Raw genomic sequence first — 18539 nt, 5'->3', positions numbered from 1 at the left:
GAGTAGGGGAGTAGGGGAGTAGGGGAGTAGGGGAGTAGGGGAGTAGGGGAGTAGGGGAGTAGGGAGCTAGTCGGGTGACAGTTTGCGGATCAGGAGGCGAAGAAGCTTCCCAACGCTTTCGGTACTCGCCAACAATGAAGCCGCCGTCGCCTTCGGCGCGATGCAGGTACGCTCGGCGATCAGAAGCTGAGTTTCCAGTTCCTTCAATGATCCTTGAGCGATACGGAGAAATTGTTGATAGGAACCTCGGATCTCTCTGCCATATCCCTCCGCAATGTTCGATGGCACCGAGCTTGCAGCGCGCCGCACTTGGCTGGTGAGTCCATAAAGTTCTTCCTTGGGCCATGATTTCGTCGCGCCGTAAACGGCCACAGCAAGGTCCATTGCCTGCTGCCAGACTATCAAATCCTTGTAGGAACCCGTTTTCTCAGCCATTCGTCCCTACTCCCCTACTCCCCTACTCCCCTACTCCCCTACTCCCTACTACACATTCAGCAGCAAATACTCCCTCTCCCACGGGCTGATCACTTCCATGAAGGTCTCGAATTCCGCTCGCTTGATCGCCGCATAGGTGGCGGCAAATGACTTGCCGAGCAGGGCGCAGAGTTCCTCGTCGGCCTCGAACAGGTCGACGGCTTCGAGCAGGCTGCGCGGCAGGTCGATCTGGTCCTCGTTGGCGGTCGTCAGAACCGGCGGCTCGGCCTGGATCTTGTTGGTCATGCCGATCAGCCCGCAGGCGAGCGATGCCGCCATCGCCAGATAGGGGTTGGCGTCAGAGGAGGGAATGCGGTTTTCGACGCGCCGCGCCGCCGGGTCGGAGCGGGGCACGCGGAAGGCCGTGGTGCGGTTGTCGTAGCCCCATTTGTTGTTGACCGGCGCCGAGGCCGACTGCGTCAGCCGCCGGTAGGAATTGACGTAGGGCGCAAACATCACCAGCGCGTTCGGCACATGTTTCTGCATGCCGCCGATGAAATGGAAGAAGGCCTCGGTCTCCGAGCCGTCCTCTGCCGAAAAGACGTTCTTGCCGGTCTTCTTGTCGATGATCGACTGATGGATATGCATGGCCGAACCGGGCTGCCCCTGGATCGGCTTGGCCATGAATGTGGCGTAGATTTCGTGCTTGAGCGCCGCCTCGCGGATGGTGCGCTTGAACATGAACACCTGGTCGGCGAGTTCGATCGGATCGCCGTGACGCAGATTGATTTCGAGCTGGCCGGCGCCCTCCTCGTGGATCAGCGTGTCGATCTCCAGGCCCTGGCTTTCGGAGAAATGGTAGATGTCGTCGATCAGTTCGTCGAATTCGTTGACCCCGGCGATCGAATAGCCGGCACCGCCGCCGATCGGCCGTCCCGATCGACCTACCGGCGGGGTCAGCGGATAGTCCGGATCGGGGTTCTTGCGCACCAGGTAGAACTCGATCTCGGGTGCCACGACCGGCCTCAGCCCACGCTTGTCATAGGCGGCAAGCACGCGCTTCAGCACGTTGCGCGGCGTGAACTCGACCGAGCGGCCGTCCTGGTGGACGAGGTCGCAGATAACCGCCGCGGTAGGGTCCTCCTCCCACGGCACCACCGTCAGCGTCGAGAGGTCAGGCATCAGCTTGAGGTCGCCGTCGTCCTCCGGATAATGGAAGCCGTTGCCGTCCTCCGGATAGCCGCCGGAAATCGTTGTCATGAACACCGCCGAAGGCAGCGCCAGCGAGGTGTTGGAGGTGAACTTCTTCGACGGCATCATCTTGCCGCGCGCAACCCCGGCCTGGTCGGGTGTGATGCATTCGATATCTTCGATGCCGCGCCATTCCAGCCAGGCGCTGACTTCCTTCCAGTTCTTGACGCCACGTTGGTTTTTCACGAAGGCAGGTGTGCGGGCGCGTCCTCCGCGGCTCGACGGACGGACTTCCTTTTTTGCAGGCGGCATCAATCACCAGATTTGTTGCAGATTGTGGAGTATAGCCGTTGCCGACGACGAAAGGAAAGGGGAGCCGGCTGGCGTCCGCCTCGATAACCGGGGGAACACAACGACTTCCGGATAAAACCCTCATGGTTTAGGGTCGGCATCCCGCAACGCTGCAATTAATGGGCCGCATGCAACACAGCCGCAAACTGACGACGATCGGCTTCGACGCCGATGACACGCTGTGGCAGAACGAACAGTTCTTCCGCGTGACCGAGCAGCGCTTTGCCGCACTGCTCGCCGATCACGCCGAGGAGGACCGGATTTCAGCAAGATTGCTGGAGGCCGAGAAGCGCAACCTCGCGGTCTACGGCTTCGGCATCAAGGGGTTCACGCTGTCGATGATCGAGACGGCGATCGACGTCACCAACGGCCAGGTGCGGGCCTCGACTATCGCCGAAATTCTCGCCGCGGGCCGCGAGATGCTCAGCCATCCGATCGAGCCGCTTCCGCATGCGCGCGAAACCGTGGAAAAGCTGGCCGGCGCCTACCGCCTGGTGCTGATCACCAAGGGCGACCTGTTCGACCAGGAACGCAAGCTCGCGCAATCCGGGCTGGGCGAGCTGTTTGATGCCGTCGAGATCGTCAGCGACAAGAGCGCGGCCACCTATAGCCGCATCTTCAGCCGCCACGGCGACGGCCCGGAAAAGGGCATGATGGTCGGCAACTCGCTCAAATCGGACGTCGTGCCGGCCATCGAAGCCGGCAGTTGGGGCATCCACGTTCCGCATGATCTGACCTGGGTGCTGGAACATGTCGAGCCGCCGGTCTCGGCACCACGCTTTCGCCAGATAGCCAATCTCGGTGAACTGCCGGGCTTGATCGAGCGTATCGGCGAGATTGATTGATCAGGTCGGCAGCCGAGGCATCACGGTAGGCGTCAATTGCGGCTAATTGCGATCAGCCGGTCGATCACCGGCTGCAGCCGTTCGGTGGTGATCGGCTTGACGACCACTGCATCGATGACGCTGGACAGGCCCAGGCTCTCCGGCGTGCCGGTCTTGACTGAAAGCAGGATCACCGACGGAAGCGATCTGCCTGACGCCCTTCGCAGTGCATCGATACCCGACAGCAAGGCGTCGCAGTCCCCATTCTCCGCACCGCCGTCGAGAACGACAGTCCCGGGAATCAGCGCGTGCAAGGCCTTTGCCGCGGTTTCGGGAGTTTCCGAGATCGGTTTGAGGCCGGACCGCTCCACGATTTTTGAAACCACGACGCGGTTGATCGGTGATTTTCCGACCACCAGCACCCGCGAGAAATCCGGGAGCATCCGCGTCTCCATGTCCCGGCTGACGAAAGGCAGCTGTTTTGCAGTCTCGATATCGCGATTCGCTGGGCACATGGCGGGGCAGGCCGTTGTTCAATGTTTCAATGCAGGGTTGAAACTCGAGAGGTAATTGGCGTGAGATAACTGCTCATGTCAAGCTCAAATGGCGTATCAGGAGAATATCGCAAGAAACATTAAAATTAAAATTAAGTGCTTTTCTTTGCCGTCGCCCGAAGAAGAAGCTGCCACCACAACCGGGCAGGCTCAGCTAAGTTTGGCTGTGCAGCGCGAACGCACCAACTACGCAGCCGTAGCCGGGTTGACGTAAGGTTGGACGAAGGCGAGTCAGGCCTGTCGCGAGCTTGTCGGATCGCCTCGCCGGACTACCCTTTCCTCGTCGGCTAAGCACGTCTCTTTGATCGACGGGAGATGACAATGGAACTCGTGACTCACAAGAAATTCAAAAATGGCCGGTTGATGCCATGGGGAAAGGGTACGGTCGTTACCGGCGCAAAGGGGTCTGTCTACCTTTCCGGAAACACCGCGACCGCCGAGGACTACGATCCGATCGGCAAAAGCGGCGGCGGCGCCGTTGGCGATGCGGCCGCGCAGTGGCGCGCAATTCTCACCAACATCAAATCAGATCTGGAAGAGCTTGGCAGTGCGCTCGACCATCTCATCAGGCTGACCTTCTTTGTTAAGGGGCCATTTCCCGATGGCGGCGTGCTGAGCTCTCCCAATTTTCGCCTGGACGTCCTGGACGAATTTTTTGCCGTGCACTGCCCGAAGCACTGCAGCTACAACAACCCGCCGCCCTCGCAAGTTATTGGCGTTGCAGCGCTTGCGCAGCCTGATCTTGTCATTGAAATCGTTGCATTAGCGGCTCTGCCGGATTAGGCAAAGCCGCGGCGTGCAAGGTGCGATAGCATGCGCTCAAAAGAGGCGCGGTGCTATCGAGTTTGTCTGTCGTGGCTACGCTGCGTGACGATGACCGGGATCAGCAGATCTCCCCAGTTGCCGTCGCCGCCATGGTGTCGTGCCGAGCGCACCAGCTCGACCGAGACGCCGGCCTCGACCGCCTTCATCACCGACTGATTGAGCCTGTGCAGATCGTTCGCCAGCATTCGGATGGTTGCCTGCTGGTCGACATTCATGCTGGTGGCCTGCTCTTCGGCCCGTTCCTTGACGCGGCTTATCGAAGCCATTGGTCTTCTCCCTGTGTTGCCATGACTGTTGTGTTGCCATGCCCGTTTGGGCGTTCCCTCTGTTTGTCTGCTACCCCGCTATTCCGCCGCCGGCCTGAACTGGGCGTGCTCGGTCGATCCACGCATGGCCGTGGTCGAAGACTGGCCACCGGTGATCGCCATTGAGACGGCGTCGAAATAGCCGGTGCCGACCTCGCGCTGGTGCTTGGTGGCGGTGTAGCCATTGGCTTCCGCGGCGAATTCCGCCTCCTGCAGTTCCGAATAGGCTGCCATCTGCCGCTCCTTGTAGCCGCGGGCGAGCTCGAACATGCCGAAATTGAGCTGGTGGAAACCGGCCAGCGTAATGAACTGGAACTTGTAACCCATGGCGCCGAGTTCCTTCTGGAAGTTCGCAATCGTCGCGTCATCGAGATTCTTCTTCCAGTTGAAAGACGGCGAGCAATTATAGGCAAGCAGCTTGCCTGGATGATGCTTGCGCACGCCCTCGGCAAACGTCCTGGCCTGCGCCAGATCGGGCTTGGAAGTCTCACACCAGATCAGGTCCGCATAGGGCGCATAGGCGACGGCGCGGGCGATACAGGGCTCGATGCCGTTGCTGACATGGTAGAAGCCCTCCGCGGTGCGGCCGGCGCCATAATCGACGAAGGGCCGGTCGCGTTCGTCGATGTCGGAGGTCAAGAGCTTTGCCGCTTCAGCGTCGGTGCGCGCCACGACCAGCGTCGGCGTGCCCATGACGTCGGCGGCAAGCCGCGCCGCGTTGAGGTTGCGGATGTGTGCGGCGGTCGGGATCAGTACCTTGCCGCCGAGATGGCCGCATTTCTTCTCCGAAGCCAGCTGGTCCTCGTAATGGACGCCGGCCGCACCCGCCTCGATGAACGCCTTCATGATTTCGAAGGCGTTGAGCGGCCCGCCGAAGCCGGCTTCCGCGTCGGCGACGATCGGCGCGAACCAGGTGTCGACCGACAGCCCGTTGCCTTCCGAAGTCTCGATCTGGTCGGCGCGCTGTAAGGTGCGGTTTATGCGCTTGACCAGTTCGGGCGCGGCATTTGCGGGATAAAGCGACTGGTCCGGGTACATGGCGGAAGCGGTGTTGGCATCGGCGGCGACCTGCCATCCTGACAGATAGATCGCTTTCAGCCCGGCCCGCACCTGCTGCATCGCCTGGTTGCCCGACATGGCACCCAGCGCGTTGACGAAATCCTCTTCATGGATGAGCTGCCACAGCCGGTTTGCCCCCATTTCGGCGAGACTCTGCCGGATCTGCGCCGAGCCGCGCAGCCGCTTCACGTCGTCCGGCGAATAGGGCCTTTCGATGCCATCAAAGCGGCCTTGCGGCGCCGACGGGACGAGGTTGTAAAAGTCGGTCATTGATCACTCCAGGCGGTTTTGATGCCGGTTTAGGAAGGCGTCGCAGAGGGAAAATATGTGCGCCATATGTGTGACACCATTTACACGTCGGCACGACGCAAGCGAGGTAAACCTCCTGATCAGCCATAAAATAAGGGAAAACCTGTGTTGTGTTTGACTGATGAGAGCTGTAAATCTGTCATGATTGTAAAGACAGCCATGCCATCGGCGGATGTAAATTTCTGTCAAGGAAACTCGATTGGCCGACCACAAAATCTTTGCCGGGCCGCGCATTCGTCGCATCCGCAACGCCAAGGGGCTGACCCAGACGGCGATGGCCGAAGGGCTCGGCATCTCGCCGTCCTATCTCAATCTCATCGAGCGCAACCAGCGGCCGCTGACGGTGCAACTGATCCTGAGGCTGGCAACCGTCTACAAGGTCGACCCACATGAATTGCAGGGCGAGGCGAGGGGGTCGGTCGCCGATTTGAAGGAAGTGTTTTCAGATCCGCTGCTGGCCGGCGAACTGCCGGGCGACCAGGAACTCATCGAGCTTGCCGAGGCGGCGCCAAACGCTTCCGCCGCTGTCATAAAGCTGTTTCGCGCCTATCGCGAGCAGGCCGAGCGATTGTCAGATATCAACGAGCTGCTCGCGCGTGAGGGCAAGGCCACCGCCCTCTCCGGTGCCAGGCTGCCGATCGACGAGGTGCATGAGATTTTCGAACGCCGGCCGAACCATTTTGCCGCGCTCGAAGAGGAAGCCGAGGCATTCACGTCGGTGCTCGATCCCGGCGACGATCTGTTCAGTGCGTTGAAGGCTTGGCTGCGGCGTGAATTCGGCATCGTCGTCAAGGTACTGCCGGTCGCCACGATGCCCAACTGGCGCCGTCGCTATGACCGTCACTCGCAACGCCTGTTCCTGTCCGAGCGGCTGTCGCCATTCGATCAACTGCGCGAGGTGGCGATGGAGGCCTGCCTGATCCGCATGAGCGTCGCTGTCGCTGCCGAGATCCAGGTGCTGAAGCTGACCACGGACGAAGCCCGCCGGCTGGCGCGTTTCGAGCTCGGCCGCTATGCCGCGCACGCTCTGATGATGCCTTATCAACCTTTTCGCGCCGCTGCGGTCCGTGCCCGCTATGACATCGACATGTTGCGGTCGCGCTTCGGCGTCTCTTTCGAGCAGGCGGCGAACCGGCTGACCACGCTGCAGCGGCCGGGTGCGTCGGGTGTGCCGTTCTTCATGCTCGAGGTCGACAGTGCCGGCAATCGGTTCCGCAAGGCGGGCAGCCATGGCTTTCCGCAAAGCCGCTTCGGCGGCGGCTGTCCGAAGCTGCCGGTCCATGCCGCCTTCGCCCAGCCCGGCCAGATCCTGGTCGAGGCAGTGGAAATGCCCGACGGTGCGGCGTTCCTCTGCATGGCCCGCACGCTCGAAGGGCCGCAGGGCTCGTTTGCCGAGCGCCCGCGGCGCACGGCGCTGTTGCTCGGCTGCGACATCGGTTTTCGCGACGAGGTCGTCTATGGAGCGGCATTGCCGGGGCCGGCCGCCATCGGCAAGACCGGACAGAGCGCCGCTGCGCTGGCGACGCCGGTCGGCCCTGCCTGCCGGCTGTGCGAACGCATCGGCTGCCTCACCCGCGCCGAGCCACCCGTTACACGTCCGCTCGGCCTCGACGAGATGGTCACGGGACTGTCGGCGTTCGATTTCCAGTGATTCGGCTCCAGCAATATTGCGGCTGAATCTTCGACCAAAGGACCTCATCTGTTCCTGCGGCGGCAACCAGTAAGCTGGTTCGCGGTTGCCGGCCAAAATATTGGTTCAGCCAAAATATTGATTCAGCCGAATATTGATTCAGCATTGACGGTAGGTATCAAAAAAAAGAACTGCGCAACGGTCGGGGGATCAATCATGGGCAGGACAGTTTTTTGGCTTGGCTTGGCGCTCGCGTTTTCGGCCGATCCCGCATTGGCTGAAAAGTCCTCGGATTTCTTCAATTCCTATCAACACTACAATGATGCCGGCAAGGCGTTCCAGGACAAGATCGATCCGAAGACCGGCGCGATAAATCTTGCCAAAGGCATCCATCTCGACCTCAAGGACAAGTTCTATTTTCTGGACAAGAAGGACACGCTCTCCGTCCTCACCGAAGCCTGGGGCAATCCGCCCGACTCTGGTTCCGATGCCCTCGGCATGATCTTTCCAGTCTCCCATGATCCCATTGCCGACAACAATTGGGGGATAGAGCTGCGCTGGGAAAAGATCGGTTACGTCGACGACAGCGACGCCGCGTCCATCGATTACAATGAACTGCTGCGCAACATGCAGTCAGACACTCTGTCCGGCAACGATCAGAGGGTAAAGGATGGCTATGCGCCCATTACGCTGATCGGCTGGGCGTCGCCGCCGGTTTATGACGCGGCCCACAAGCGCCTGCACTGGGCCAAGGAGCTGCAATTTGGCAACGATGCCGCCCATACGCTCAACTACGACGTCCGTTTCCTTGGCAGGGAGGGCGTCTTCGTGATGAGCTATATCGCGACGGTGGAACAACTGCCGGAGATAAGGCAAAGCCTGGATGAAGTGCTTGGCCTCGCGGACTTCAATACCGGCAAGACATACGCCGATTTCGTGCCTGGCGTCGATACGGTTGCGGCGATTGGCGTCGGTGGCCTGATTGCCGGCAAGCTGGCGGCGAAAGCAGGTTTTCTGCTCGTGGCGCTGATCGCGCTGAAAAAGTTTGGCCTGCTCCTGCTGATTCCGCTGGCCGGTCTCTGGCGTTTTATCCGCGGCAACAAGAGCACCTCGTAACGCATCATCGACAGGTCGCCTCGGATCATCGCCGGGCGAGGGGCGAGGCGCCCTCATCAGTGCGCCAAACGGAACATCGAACTGGATCACGCCCGGCCTTCTGCTTTGCGTTACGCGAATTAGGCACGTCTCTGTCGTCCATTGCACATCGTGCTGCTCCGAATTCGCCGACAGTCGTACCCATGACCGATACCGCATCATCTCCGGTTGCCGCTTCGCCGATCGTGTCGCCGCAAGGGGAACGCGTTGGCTTCCTGCTGGTATTCCTGTCGGCGTTGATGTGGAGCTTCGGCGGCAGCATTGCGCGCTTCATCGACAACGCCGACAGCTGGACGGTGGTGTTCTGGCGCTCGGTCTGGGCCGCCGCCTTCCTGCTCTGCTTCATGGTCTGGCGCGACGGCTGGCGTGGCACGCTGAAGCTGTTTCGCGGCATGGGCCTGGCCGGCCTTGCGGTGGCGTTCTGCTTCGCCACGGCGTCGACCTCTTTCGTCGTGGCGCTTGCCTATACCACCGTCGCCAACATCCTGTTGATGCAGGCCGGCGTGCCGCTTCTGGCAGCGCTGTTTGCCTGGGCGCTGTTTCGCGAACGGGTGGCGGTGGCGACCTGGGTGGCGATCGCCGCCGTCATTGCCGGCGTCGCCATCATGGTGTCGGAATCGCTCGATGGCGCGGTGTCGCCGATCGGCGACGGGCTGGCGCTGCTCATCGCTGTCATGTTCTCGATCGCCACCGTCATCACGCGCCGCTTTGCCCATGTGCGCATGACGCCGGCGACCTGCCTCGGCACGATGCTGGCGGCCGCCTTTGCGGCATCGAAGGCGTCGGCGCTGGGCGTCTCCAGCCACGATATGGGCTTCCTCTTTGCCTTTGGCGTGATCAATCTGGGACTCGGTCTCGCCTTCTTCGCCACCGGAGCCCGGCTTGTTCCGGCCGCCGTCGCGGCGCTGCTCGGCACGTTCGAACCGATCCTTGGCCCGATCTGGGTCTGGCTCATCCATTCCGAGGTGCCGTCGGCGCGCACCATCGTCGGCGGTGCGGTCGTGGTCACCGCGCTGCTCGTCCATATCGGGCTCGAGTTCAAGCGCCAGACGCGGCCCGCGCGAGCGGGCGTCACCGGTGTGCCGTCACCTAATTGATGCAGTGCGCGCGTCAAAGCGAGATGAACCATTGACAACGTCGCAGCCGCGCGGGCAGGCTGCGATCACGGCAACAACAAGACAGGCGTATCTTGCCAAGTCTCCATGCCGGCCGCATCGAGGCCGGACAATATCGTCGTCTCCCTGCCCGCGTCGTAGCGAAAGCTTCCGACGGCGTCGGAACACCACCAACGCCACGCCAGGTCTTCGCTGTCGGCTCGCCGCCGAACGATAATGACGCCGGCAATTCGCGCTTGTCGCCCGCCTGCAAGCCCAATACCTTGAAGCAAATGCCCAGCCGCGCGGACGCCGCGACGAGCTGGCGACGGAACACTCATCAAAGGAGAATAGCATGACCCGCAAAGCGCTCTGGCTTTCGGCGACTTCGGCGTTTCTGGCAGTTTTCACCTTGGGCGCGAATGCCGAGGATCGCGTCGTCAACGTCTTCAACTGGTCGGACTATATCGACAGTTCGATCATCGACGACTTCACCAAGGAAACCGGCATCAAGGTCGTCTACGACACTTTCGATTCCAACGAGATCCTGGAAACGAAACTGCTCGCCGGCGGCAGCGGCTACGATGTCGTCGTGCCCAGCGGCAATTTCCTTGCACGCCAGATCCAGGCGGGTGTGTTCCAGAAGCTCGACAAATCGAAACTGCCGAACATTTCAAATATGTGGGACACGGTCATGGAACGGACCGCCAAATATGATCCCGGCAACGAATATTCGATCAACTACATGTGGGGTACGGTCGGCATCGGCTACAACATCAAGAAGGTGCAGGCAGCGCTCGGCACCGACAAGATCGACAGCTGGGACGTGTTCTTCAATCCCGAAAGCCTGGCCAAATTGAAGGACTGCGGCGTCTATGTGCTGGATTCGCCGGCCGACATCATACCGGCGGCACTGAAATATCTGGGCCTCGATCCGAACAGCACGTCGCCCGATGAGATTGCCAAGGCCGAAGACACCTTGCTGAAGGTCCGGCCCTATATCCGCAAGTTCCACTCGTCCGAATACATCAACGCCCTTGCCAATGGCGACATCTGCCTGGCGGTCGGCTGGTCGGGTGACGTCTTCCAGGCCCGCAACCGCGCCGACGAAGCCAAGCAGGGCGTCGAGATCGGCTACTCCGTGCCGAAGGAAGGTGCCCAGATGTGGTTCGACCAGATGGCGATCCCGGCCGATGCGCCGCATGTCGCCGAAGCGCATGAGTTCCTGAACTACATGATGAAGCCCGAAGTGATCGCCAAATCGTCGAACTATGTGCTCTATGCCAACGGCAACAAGGCTTCGCAGCAGTTCATCGACAAGGCGATCCTGGAAGATCCGGCGATCTATCCGGATGCAGCCACCTTGCAGAAGCTCTACACCGTATCGCCTTACGATCCCAAGACCCAGCGCATCATCACCCGCACCTGGACCAAGATCGTCACCGGCCAATAGCAATCTGACCAGGCCCCGGCAGCCGTTGCCGGGGCCGCTTTCTCATGGGGCAAGCAGCAGGACGGAGTGGGACATGAAATCGCTTGGCAGCATCCGCAGGGATTTTGCGCCATGGAACGATCCGAACGCCAAGCCATACATCCAGTTCGACAACGTCACCAAGAAATTCGGTGAGTTCACAGCGGTCAACAACCTGTCGCTGACCATTTTCGAACGCGAATTCTTTGCCTTGCTGGGGGCCTCAGGCTGCGGGAAATCGACGCTGCTTAGGATGCTTGCCGGCTTCGAGGAGCCGACCGCCGGCCGCATCCTGCTCGACGGCCAGGATCTGCGCGGCATTCCGCCCTACCGGCGGCCGGTCAACATGATGTTCCAGTCCTACGCCTTGTTTCCGCACATGACGGTCGAGAACAACATCGCCTTCGGCCTCAAGCAGGAAGGCATGGCCAAGGCCGACATCGACAAGCGCGTCGCCGAGATGCTGAAGCTGGTCAAGCTCGAGCAGTTCGCCAAGCGCAAACCGCACCAATTGTCGGGTGGCCAGCGCCAGCGCGTCGCGCTCGCGCGCTCGGTGGCCAAGCGGCCGAAAGTCCTGCTGCTCGACGAGCCGCTTGGTGCGCTGGACAAGAAGCTGCGCGAGGAAACCCAGTTCGAGCTGATGGACCTGCAGCAGAACCTCGGCCTCACCTTCGTCGTCGTCACCCATGATCAGGAAGAGGCGATGACGATGGCCGACCGCATCGCCATCATCGACAAGGGCGAGGTGATGCAGGTGGCGACGCCGGCCGAGGTCTACGAGGCGCCGGGTTCCCGCTTCGTCGCCGGCTTCGTCGGCAATGTGAATATGTTCGACGGCAAGATCGCGGCTGGCGAGGCCGGCAGCGCGAGCATCGATGCCGGCAACGGCATCACCATCCGGACCGAAAATGCCGGCAGTGCCGCGGCCGGGACATCCGTCACCTTCGCCATCAGGCCGGAGAAGATCAAGGTGTCCTCCACGAAACCGGCCGGTGCCGTCAACGCCATCGAGGGCGAGGTCTACGACATAGCCTATCTCGGCGACATGACCGTCTATCACGTCAGGCTGGACGACGGTCAGGTGGTGCGGGCAAGCACCATGAACGCGGCACGCCTCACCGAGGACCCATTGACCTGGAACGACCGCGCCTGGGTTTCTTTCCGCCCCGACGCCGGCGTCGTCCTGACGCGGTAGGGACTGATCATGTCCGCTGTCACCGCCGCAACAAGCTCTCCGGCAAGCGCTGCCGGCAAATCCGCCTTGGTCAGGCTGGGAGCGGCCTTCGTTAGCCGGCTCGTCATCATCATCCCCTACCTCTGGCTGCTGTTCTTCTTTCTCGTCCCTTTCATCATCGTCTTCAAGATTTCGCTGTCGCAGACGGCGATCGCCATGCCGCCCTACACGCCGGTGCTTGATTTCCGCAGCGGCATTTCCGGGTTTATTTCGGAATTCGGCGCACTGAATTTCGACAACTATACCTGGCTGACGCAGGATGCGCTTTACTTCAATGCCTATGTGACGAGCGTCATCGTCGCCGCCATCTCGACGGTCCTGACATTGCTGGTCGGCTATCCCGTAGCCTATGGCATGGCGCGCGCCCCAGCGACGATTCGCCCGACCTTGCTGATGCTGGTGATCCTGCCGTTCTGGACCTCGTTCCTGATCCGTGTCTACGCCTGGATCGGCATCCTCAAGCCCGAGGGCCTGCTCAACCAGCTGCTGCTCGCCACCGGCATCATCAGCCAACCGCTGATCATCCTCAACACCTATACGGCGATCTTCATCGGCATCGTCTACTCCTATCTGCCGTTCATGGTGCTGCCGCTCTATTCGTCCTTGGAGAAGATGGACCATTCTCTGATCGAGGCCGCCAAGGATCTCGGCTGTCCGCCGACCAGCGCCTTTTGGAAGATCACCTTCCCCCTGTCGCTGCCCGGCGTCATCGCCGGCTGCCTGCTGGTGTTCATTCCCGCCGTCGGCGAGTTCGTCATTCCCGACCTGCTCGGCGGCTCGCAGACGCTGATGATCGGCAGAACGCTGTGGAACGAGTTCTTCGCCAACCGTGACTGGCCGGTGTCCTCCGCCGTCGCCGTCATCTTGCTGCTGCTGCTGATCGTGCCGATCATGCTCTTCCAGCGAGCCCAGGCGCGCGCCCAGGAGCAGGACCAATGAACGCGACCTGGAGCCGCTTCAACATCATTTCGATCGTGCTCGGCTTTGCCTTTCTTTACCTGCCGATCGTCCTGCTCGTCGTGTTCTCTTTCAACGAATCGAAGCTGGTCACCGTCTGGGGTGGCTTCTCGACGAAATGGTACGTGTCGCTGTTCCACAACCGGGGTCTGATGGACGCCACCTGGGTGACGGCCCGCGTCGGCGTCATCTCGGCAAGCGTGGCGACCGTGCTCGGCACGCTGGCGGCGCTCACCTTGACACGCTACACGCGCTTTCGCGGCCGGCTTCTGTTTTCCGGCATGGTGTTTGCGCCGCTGGTCATGCCGGAAGTCATCACCGGCCTGTCGCTGCTGCTGCTCTTCGTCGCCGTCGGCCTTGACCGCGGCTTTCTGACGGTGACGCTTGCCCACACCACGCTAACCATGTGCTTCGTTGCGGTGGTGGTTCAGTCGCGCCTGATCACTTTTGATCGTTCGCTGGAAGAGGCCGCGATGGACCTCGGTGCGCCACCGGTGAAGACCTTCTTCCAGATCACGCTGCCGGTTATCATGCCGGCTATCGTCTCCGGCTGGATGCTGGCCTTCACGCTGTCGCTCGATGATTTGGTTATTGCCAGCTTCACCTCGGGACCCGGCGCCACGACGCTGCCGATGAAGATCTACAGCCAGGTCCGCCTTGGCGTGACGCCGGAAATCAACGCAGCGTGCACCATCCTGATCGCGGTCGTCGCGGTTGGCGTGATCATCGCTTCGCTCGCAAACAAACGCCGCGAGGTGCAGCGCCAGCGCGACGAGCGGGCGGCGCAGCGAGGTTGAAGGCTCGCTACTCTCCCGAAACGCCGCGGCTTATCGGCGAGATGAACGGCGTGCTCCACGTGCCGCCGACGAAGAACGACGACTGCTTGGGCGCCTGGCCGTTCGTCTGCGTGGCAGCCTGGCTCGGCTGGACGATGCCGCCGGACAGCGCCAGCCCGCGTCCGGCATAGGATGCGATGCCGGAAAGCCAGATCTTGTATTGCGCGGAATTCACCTCGGCCTTGTCGATACGCGCCACGCCGTTCGAAACGCTCGCCTTGAGTTCGGCCCCGTCGATCGGCAGCGTTCCGTCCGAGACGTCGTCCAGCGCGAAGAATCCGCCCTGTTCGGTGTGCTTAAGGAACGCCGGCAGGTTAAGCCGGCTCAGCGCACCCGCGCCGAACGTCGCGGACAGCGAGCCATTGGCGTTTTCGAAAATCGAGTCCCAGGTTCTGCCAGGCCCTTTGAGGATGACCGAAACGGTTCCAGTGCCGATCGGCACCAGCCGCGTCATCCCGGCCGCGGTGCCGAAAGCGCCGCCGTCGATATCGGAAGCAAGCAGCCGGATCTCGACTTCCGTGCCGGCGGGCTTGCGGTCGAAACGGACGCTGCTCTGGACGTTGCCGCCAAAGGCGGATGCATCCGAGATGTCGAAGACGGCAAGGCCGTTCTTGACCTGGGCAGTGGCAGCGACGTCGGCAAGCTGGATGGCGCCGGCGGTGGCATGCGCCGCCGACAGCCTGAGATCGAGATTGATCCGGTCGGCGAAGCTTGTGTCGATCTCGCCCGGGCCGGTGCCGCCGGCGGATGGTACCGGCGTAAAGGCGGAGAGAAATGATCTGAGGTCGAGCGTATCGAAGGCAAGTGTGCCGGAGATCACCGGCAGTGCCTCACCATAGGTGAAGTCCAGCGCACCCATTCCCGGGTTGTTGTCGAGGGTCAGGGCCGTGTTTTCAAATTTGACGCGCCCGGCCGTCGCCGTGATCTTGCTTGAAACGGAGATCGAGCCGATTGCGGCACCGGGCGCGATGCCGGCCTGCGACCATTCGAGCACGCGTCGCAGCGAAGGTGCGGCGAATTTTGCCTGGCCGTCGAAATAGCCGTTCTCCGACATGCTGGCGCGGCCGTCGAACGAAAAACTGGCCGGTGCCGCCTTGAAGGAAAATGTGGCCGGTGCTGTGCCGCCACCAAACAGCACGAGCGGGCTCGGCGATGCGGCGTCGATGACAACACTTTCGCCGCGCCATATCCCGGTCGCCGACAGCGTCGCATTGCTGTTCATCGCGGCCCAGTTCGCCTGGCCGCTCAGGCTGCTCAATATCTCCTGGTCCTTGCCGCCGATGGCAGCCACTACGCGGCCGTCCCTGAACTCGACTGTGCCGAACGGATCTGTCGGCAGCTTGCCGAGATCCGGCTTGGCGGGATTTGTGTTGATCACCGCGCGGGCAGCATCGATCGAACGCGTAATGCGCCCGCCACTGGGAATCGCAGGCAGGAAAAACCCGCTCGCGGTACGCTGAACCCGGATCGTCGGTCGTACCAGCCGCGCCGTCGAAAACACCACATCGCCACGCAGCGCCGCCATCGCTGAGAGGTCGACCTCGACCCGTTCGGCCTCGACAACGGGCGGCGCATCCGTCTCTGTCCATTGCGACAGCGTCACGTCGCTCAGGATCGCCCGGAAATTCGGCCAGACCTCGATACGCGGCGCGCCGTCGATGGTGACCCGGAAACCGCTCCACGCGCTCATTTCCCACGCGATACGGTCGCGTACGATGCGGGTCGAGGCGATCAACGGCAAGGCTGCGACAACCAGCGCGATGACGATGACGGCTGCGCCGATCGCCCATATTCCGCGTCGGATCAAAGGTGATGGCATATCGCCCCGTATGCTTCCATTCCGACAAAATCGCCCGACGGGTGTAACCGACGGCTGACGCATTTCAAGTCTTTATGGCCCGGCGATGGCATTTGCGCACACCCTGACCGGCGCGGTCCAACAAAATCTTGCTCTGCTGTATCGCGATATGCATAAGCGATGCCAATGCATGTCGCCCAAAAGTGCGCAGCGGTTTTGGGATAAACGACATGCATAAAGACAAAAGTTTAAAGCGCGTCGCGTGAATCTCTTCGAACGTGACGTGCTTTAAGGAGGAACAATGGTGGCTGACGACGCACCGCTCTGGATCCCGACGCAAGAGCAGATCGACGCAGCGCCGATGACCGCCTTCATGAACGCCGCGGCGAGCATAGCCGGCGAGGCTTTCTCCTCCTATACCGACCTGCATCGCTGGTCGATCGATCACCGCGAGACCTTCTGGAGCCTGGTCTGGGACTTTTGTGGCATCGTCGGCGACAAGGGCGAACGCGTGCTGGTCGATGGCGACAAGATGCCCGGCGCGACCTTCTTCCCTGAGGCGAAGCTGAACTTCGCCGAGAATCTCCTCAAGAAAACCGGGCTTGGCGACGCAATCGTCTTTCGCGGCGAGGACAAGGTCGAGCGGCGGCTGTCCTGGAACGAGCTGCATGCGCTGACCTCGCGCCTGCAGCAGCTTTTCCTGTCGCTCAAGGTGAAGAAGGGCGACCGCATCGCCGCGATGATGCCCAACATGCCGGAGACCGTTGCTGCGATGCTGGCGGCCGCCTCGATCGGCGCGGTCTGGTCGTCCTGCTCCCCAGATTTCGGCGAGCAGGGGGTCCTCGACCGATTCGGCCAGATCGAGCCTGTCATATTCATCGCACCGGACGGCTACTGGTACAATGGCAAGGCTATCGAAGTCGCCGACAAGATCGCGGCCGTGGCGGGCAAGCTCGCCACCGTCCGCAAAGTTCTCATTGTCGATTATCTCGGCACCTCGCTCGACGTCGCCGCGACCATCGGCAAGGCGGCTGCGCTGGAAGAGGCGCTGTCACCCTTTGCCGCAAGGCCTGTCGCCTACGAAAGGCTGCCGTTTTCGCATCCGCTGTACATCCTGTTTTCATCGGGCACGACCGGCATTCCCAAATGCATTGTCCATTCGGCCGGCGGAACGCTGATCCAGCACGTCAAGGAAGAACGGCTGCATGCCGGCCTGCTCGACGGCGACCGCTTCTTCTACTTCACCACCTGCGGTTGGATGATGTGGAACTGGCTGGTGTCGGGCCTGGCATCGGGCGCAACCTTGCTGCTCTACGACGGCTCGCCGTTCTACCCGGACGGCAATGCGCTGTTCGACTTCGCCGATGCCGAAAAGATGACCTATTTCGGCACCTCGGCCAAATTCATCGATTCCGTGCGCAAGGCCGGCCTGAAGCCGATCCGCACGCATGATCTTTCCAGCGTGCGCACCATCTCATCGACCGGCTCGCCGCTATCGCCGGAAGATTTCCGCTTCGTCTATGAAGGCATCAAGAAGGACGTGCATCTGGCTTCGATTTCCGGCGGCACCGATATCGTCTCCTGCTTCGTGCTCGGCGTGCCGATCGAACCGGTATGGACCGGCGAGATCCAAGGGCCCGGGCTCGGCCTTGCCGTCGATGTCTGGGACGACGACGGCCGCCCGCTCCGCCAGGAGAAGGGCGAGCTCGTCTGCACCAAGGCGTTTCCGGCGATGCCGATCGGCTTCTGGAACGACCCTGACGGCAGGAAATACAAAGCCGCCTATTTCGAACGTTTCGACGATGTCTGGTGCCACGGCGATTTCGCCGAATGGACCGTCCATGGCGGCCTGATCATCCATGGCCGTTCCGACGCCACGCTCAATCCGGGCGGTGTCAGGATCGGCACGGCGGAGATCTACAATCAGGTCGAGCAGATGCCGGAAATCCTCGAAGCGCTGTGCATCGGCCAGGATTTCGACAATGACGTGCGTGTCGTGCTGTTCGTGCGGCTGGCGGCCGGCGTTGAGCTCGACGCCGAGCTGGAAAAACGCATCCGCGCGAAAATCCGCACCGGGGCGAGCCCGCGCCACGTGCCGGCCAAGATCGTCGCCGTCAGTGATATTCCGCGAACCAAATCGGGCAAGATCACCGAGCTCGCGGTACGCGACATGGTGCACGGCCGCGCCATCAAGAACAAGGAAGCGCTCGCCAATCCCGAAGCGCTCGAGCTGTTCCGCAACCTGCCGCAGCTTGCCGACTGACCCCGGGATCCAAGGTGGGAGCCGTTTTGAGGTCTCAGGTATCGTTAACAAATTATCTCTTCGGAATTTACCTAGATTTCATGAGTGGTACACATTGGTAAATTTTCCGGCGTGCCGGTAAGGATTTGTTAAGGCCCGGCATCAATAGTCGTGCGTAACTTGAGGGAGAAATCCCGTTCCTCTTAGCCCCGAGAGGATCTGATTCGCTCAAGCCCCGTTGTGACAGCAATCCTATTATTCAAGGCGTCCCGTTGGACGCCTTTTTTCTT

General features: G+C 61.4%; 16 protein-coding genes. 10 read left to right on the top strand and 6 right to left on the bottom strand.

Features of this window, described 5'->3' with window-relative positions:
• Positions 1–66: 66 nt before the first annotated feature.
• Positions 67–435: a four helix bundle protein gene (locus tag NKI97_RS09180; RefSeq protein ID WP_352747930.1), complete on the bottom strand. Its 369-nt coding sequence runs from the start codon at positions 433–435 to the stop codon at positions 67–69.
• A gap of 48 nt (positions 436–483) precedes the next feature.
• Positions 484–1917, bottom strand: a complete 1434-nt coding sequence (locus NKI97_RS09175; protein ID WP_352450926.1) for a glutamine synthetase family protein — start codon at positions 1915–1917, stop codon at positions 484–486.
• Positions 1918–2084: 167 nt separating this feature from the next.
• Between NKI97_RS09175 and NKI97_RS09170 the strand changes: the two genes are divergently transcribed.
• Positions 2085–2801 (top strand): HAD family hydrolase, encoded by a 717-nt coding sequence (locus NKI97_RS09170; protein WP_352450927.1) that lies wholly within the window; start codon positions 2085–2087, stop codon positions 2799–2801.
• A gap of 32 nt (positions 2802–2833) precedes the next feature.
• On the opposite strand, the gene NKI97_RS09165 is transcribed toward NKI97_RS09170, so the two are convergent.
• A complete protein-coding gene (locus NKI97_RS09165) occupies positions 2834–3223 on the bottom strand; it encodes an ANTAR domain-containing protein (protein ID WP_245274728.1) in 390 nt (129 codons plus the stop codon).
• Positions 3224–3655: 432 nt separating this feature from the next.
• Between NKI97_RS09165 and NKI97_RS09160 the strand changes: the two genes are divergently transcribed.
• On the top strand, positions 3656–4117 hold the full coding sequence (locus tag NKI97_RS09160; RefSeq protein WP_352747936.1) for a RidA family protein: 462 nt from the start codon (positions 3656–3658) through the stop codon (positions 4115–4117).
• Positions 4118–4170: 53 nt separating this feature from the next.
• Here the strand turns inward: NKI97_RS09160 and NKI97_RS09155 are convergent, their stop codons facing one another.
• Together NKI97_RS09155 and aceA are read right to left on the bottom strand one after the other, a co-directional pair.
• Positions 4171–4425 (bottom strand): SMc00767 family acetate metabolism repressor, encoded by a 255-nt coding sequence (locus tag NKI97_RS09155; protein ID WP_023677446.1) that lies wholly within the window; start codon positions 4423–4425, stop codon positions 4171–4173.
• A 78-nt stretch (positions 4426–4503) separates the two neighbouring features.
• A complete protein-coding gene (gene aceA, locus NKI97_RS09150; RefSeq protein WP_352457079.1) occupies positions 4504–5793 on the bottom strand; it encodes an isocitrate lyase in 1290 nt (429 codons plus the stop codon).
• A 238-nt stretch (positions 5794–6031) separates the two neighbouring features.
• Between aceA and NKI97_RS09145 the strand changes: the two genes are divergently transcribed.
• From NKI97_RS09145 to NKI97_RS09115, 7 genes are all read left to right on the top strand, one after another.
• Entirely contained in the window at positions 6032–7483 is a 1452-nt protein-coding gene (locus NKI97_RS09145; protein ID WP_352833646.1) for a helix-turn-helix domain-containing protein, read from the top strand.
• Between the two features lie 117 nt (positions 7484–7600).
• Entirely contained in the window at positions 7601–8578 is a 978-nt protein-coding gene (locus NKI97_RS09140; RefSeq protein WP_352833643.1) for a DUF2167 domain-containing protein, read from the top strand.
• A 182-nt stretch (positions 8579–8760) separates the two neighbouring features.
• Positions 8761–9714, top strand: a complete 954-nt coding sequence (locus tag NKI97_RS09135) for a DMT family transporter (protein ID WP_352747819.1) — start codon at positions 8761–8763, stop codon at positions 9712–9714.
• 352 nt (positions 9715–10066) lie between these two features.
• Positions 10067–11164 carry a polyamine ABC transporter substrate-binding protein gene (locus NKI97_RS09130; protein WP_352747822.1) on the top strand — a complete coding sequence of 366 codons (1098 nt, stop codon included), beginning with the start codon at positions 10067–10069 and terminating at the stop codon, positions 11162–11164.
• Between the two features lie 73 nt (positions 11165–11237).
• A complete protein-coding gene (locus NKI97_RS09125; RefSeq protein WP_023677452.1) occupies positions 11238–12377 on the top strand; it encodes an ABC transporter ATP-binding protein in 1140 nt (379 codons plus the stop codon).
• 9 nt (positions 12378–12386) lie between these two features.
• A complete protein-coding gene (locus tag NKI97_RS09120; protein WP_352747824.1) occupies positions 12387–13355 on the top strand; it encodes an ABC transporter permease subunit in 969 nt (322 codons plus the stop codon).
• On the top strand, positions 13352–14170 hold the full coding sequence (locus NKI97_RS09115; protein ID WP_352747826.1) for an ABC transporter permease: 819 nt from the start codon (positions 13352–13354) through the stop codon (positions 14168–14170). Before NKI97_RS09120 ends, NKI97_RS09115 begins: the two co-directional genes overlap by 4 nt.
• A 7-nt stretch (positions 14171–14177) precedes the next feature.
• Here the strand turns inward: NKI97_RS09115 and NKI97_RS09110 are convergent, their stop codons facing one another.
• A complete protein-coding gene (locus NKI97_RS09110) occupies positions 14178–16028 on the bottom strand; it encodes an AsmA family protein (RefSeq protein ID WP_352747828.1) in 1851 nt (616 codons plus the stop codon).
• 283 nt (positions 16029–16311) lie between these two features.
• Here NKI97_RS09110 and NKI97_RS09105 point away from each other — a divergent pair, with 283 nt between their 5' ends.
• The gene (locus tag NKI97_RS09105) at positions 16312–18270 is read left to right on the top strand and encodes an acetoacetate--CoA ligase (RefSeq protein ID WP_352833660.1); all 1959 of its coding nucleotides are present in this window, start codon (positions 16312–16314) and stop codon (positions 18268–18270) included.
• Positions 18271–18539: the final 269 nt, after the last annotated feature.

Source organism: Mesorhizobium sp. M0296 (assembly GCF_040321675.1).
Lineage (GTDB): Bacteria > Pseudomonadota > Alphaproteobacteria > Rhizobiales > Rhizobiaceae > Mesorhizobium.
This window is presented reverse-complemented; position numbering and strand designations above follow the sequence as displayed.

Excerpts from the sequence above, each read along its gene's own strand:
- NKI97_RS09160 (WP_352747936.1), top strand. The coding sequence starts at position 3,656 with ATGGAACTCGTGACTCACAAGAAATTCAAAAATGGCCGGTTGATGCCA.
- aceA (WP_352457079.1), bottom strand. The coding sequence starts at position 5,793 with ATGACCGACTTTTACAACCTCGTCCCGTCGGCGCCGCAAGGCCGCTTT.
- NKI97_RS09165 (WP_245274728.1), bottom strand. The coding sequence starts at position 3,223 with ATGCTCCCGGATTTCTCGCGGGTGCTGGTGGTCGGAAAATCACCGATC.
- NKI97_RS09135 (WP_352747819.1), top strand. The coding sequence starts at position 8,761 with ATGACCGATACCGCATCATCTCCGGTTGCCGCTTCGCCGATCGTGTCG.
- NKI97_RS09155 (WP_023677446.1), bottom strand. The coding sequence starts at position 4,425 with ATGGCTTCGATAAGCCGCGTCAAGGAACGGGCCGAAGAGCAGGCCACC.
- NKI97_RS09120 (WP_352747824.1), top strand. The coding sequence starts at position 12,387 with ATGTCCGCTGTCACCGCCGCAACAAGCTCTCCGGCAAGCGCTGCCGGC.
- NKI97_RS09115 (WP_352747826.1), top strand. The coding sequence starts at position 13,352 with ATGAACGCGACCTGGAGCCGCTTCAACATCATTTCGATCGTGCTCGGC.
- NKI97_RS09110 (WP_352747828.1), bottom strand. The coding sequence starts at position 16,028 with ATGCCATCACCTTTGATCCGACGCGGAATATGGGCGATCGGCGCAGCC.
- NKI97_RS09125 (WP_023677452.1), top strand. The coding sequence starts at position 11,238 with ATGAAATCGCTTGGCAGCATCCGCAGGGATTTTGCGCCATGGAACGAT.
- NKI97_RS09175 (WP_352450926.1), bottom strand. The coding sequence starts at position 1,917 with ATGCCGCCTGCAAAAAAGGAAGTCCGTCCGTCGAGCCGCGGAGGACGC.
- NKI97_RS09180 (WP_352747930.1), bottom strand. The coding sequence starts at position 435 with ATGGCTGAGAAAACGGGTTCCTACAAGGATTTGATAGTCTGGCAGCAG.
- NKI97_RS09130 (WP_352747822.1), top strand. The coding sequence starts at position 10,067 with ATGACCCGCAAAGCGCTCTGGCTTTCGGCGACTTCGGCGTTTCTGGCA.
- NKI97_RS09170 (WP_352450927.1), top strand. The coding sequence starts at position 2,085 with ATGCAACACAGCCGCAAACTGACGACGATCGGCTTCGACGCCGATGAC.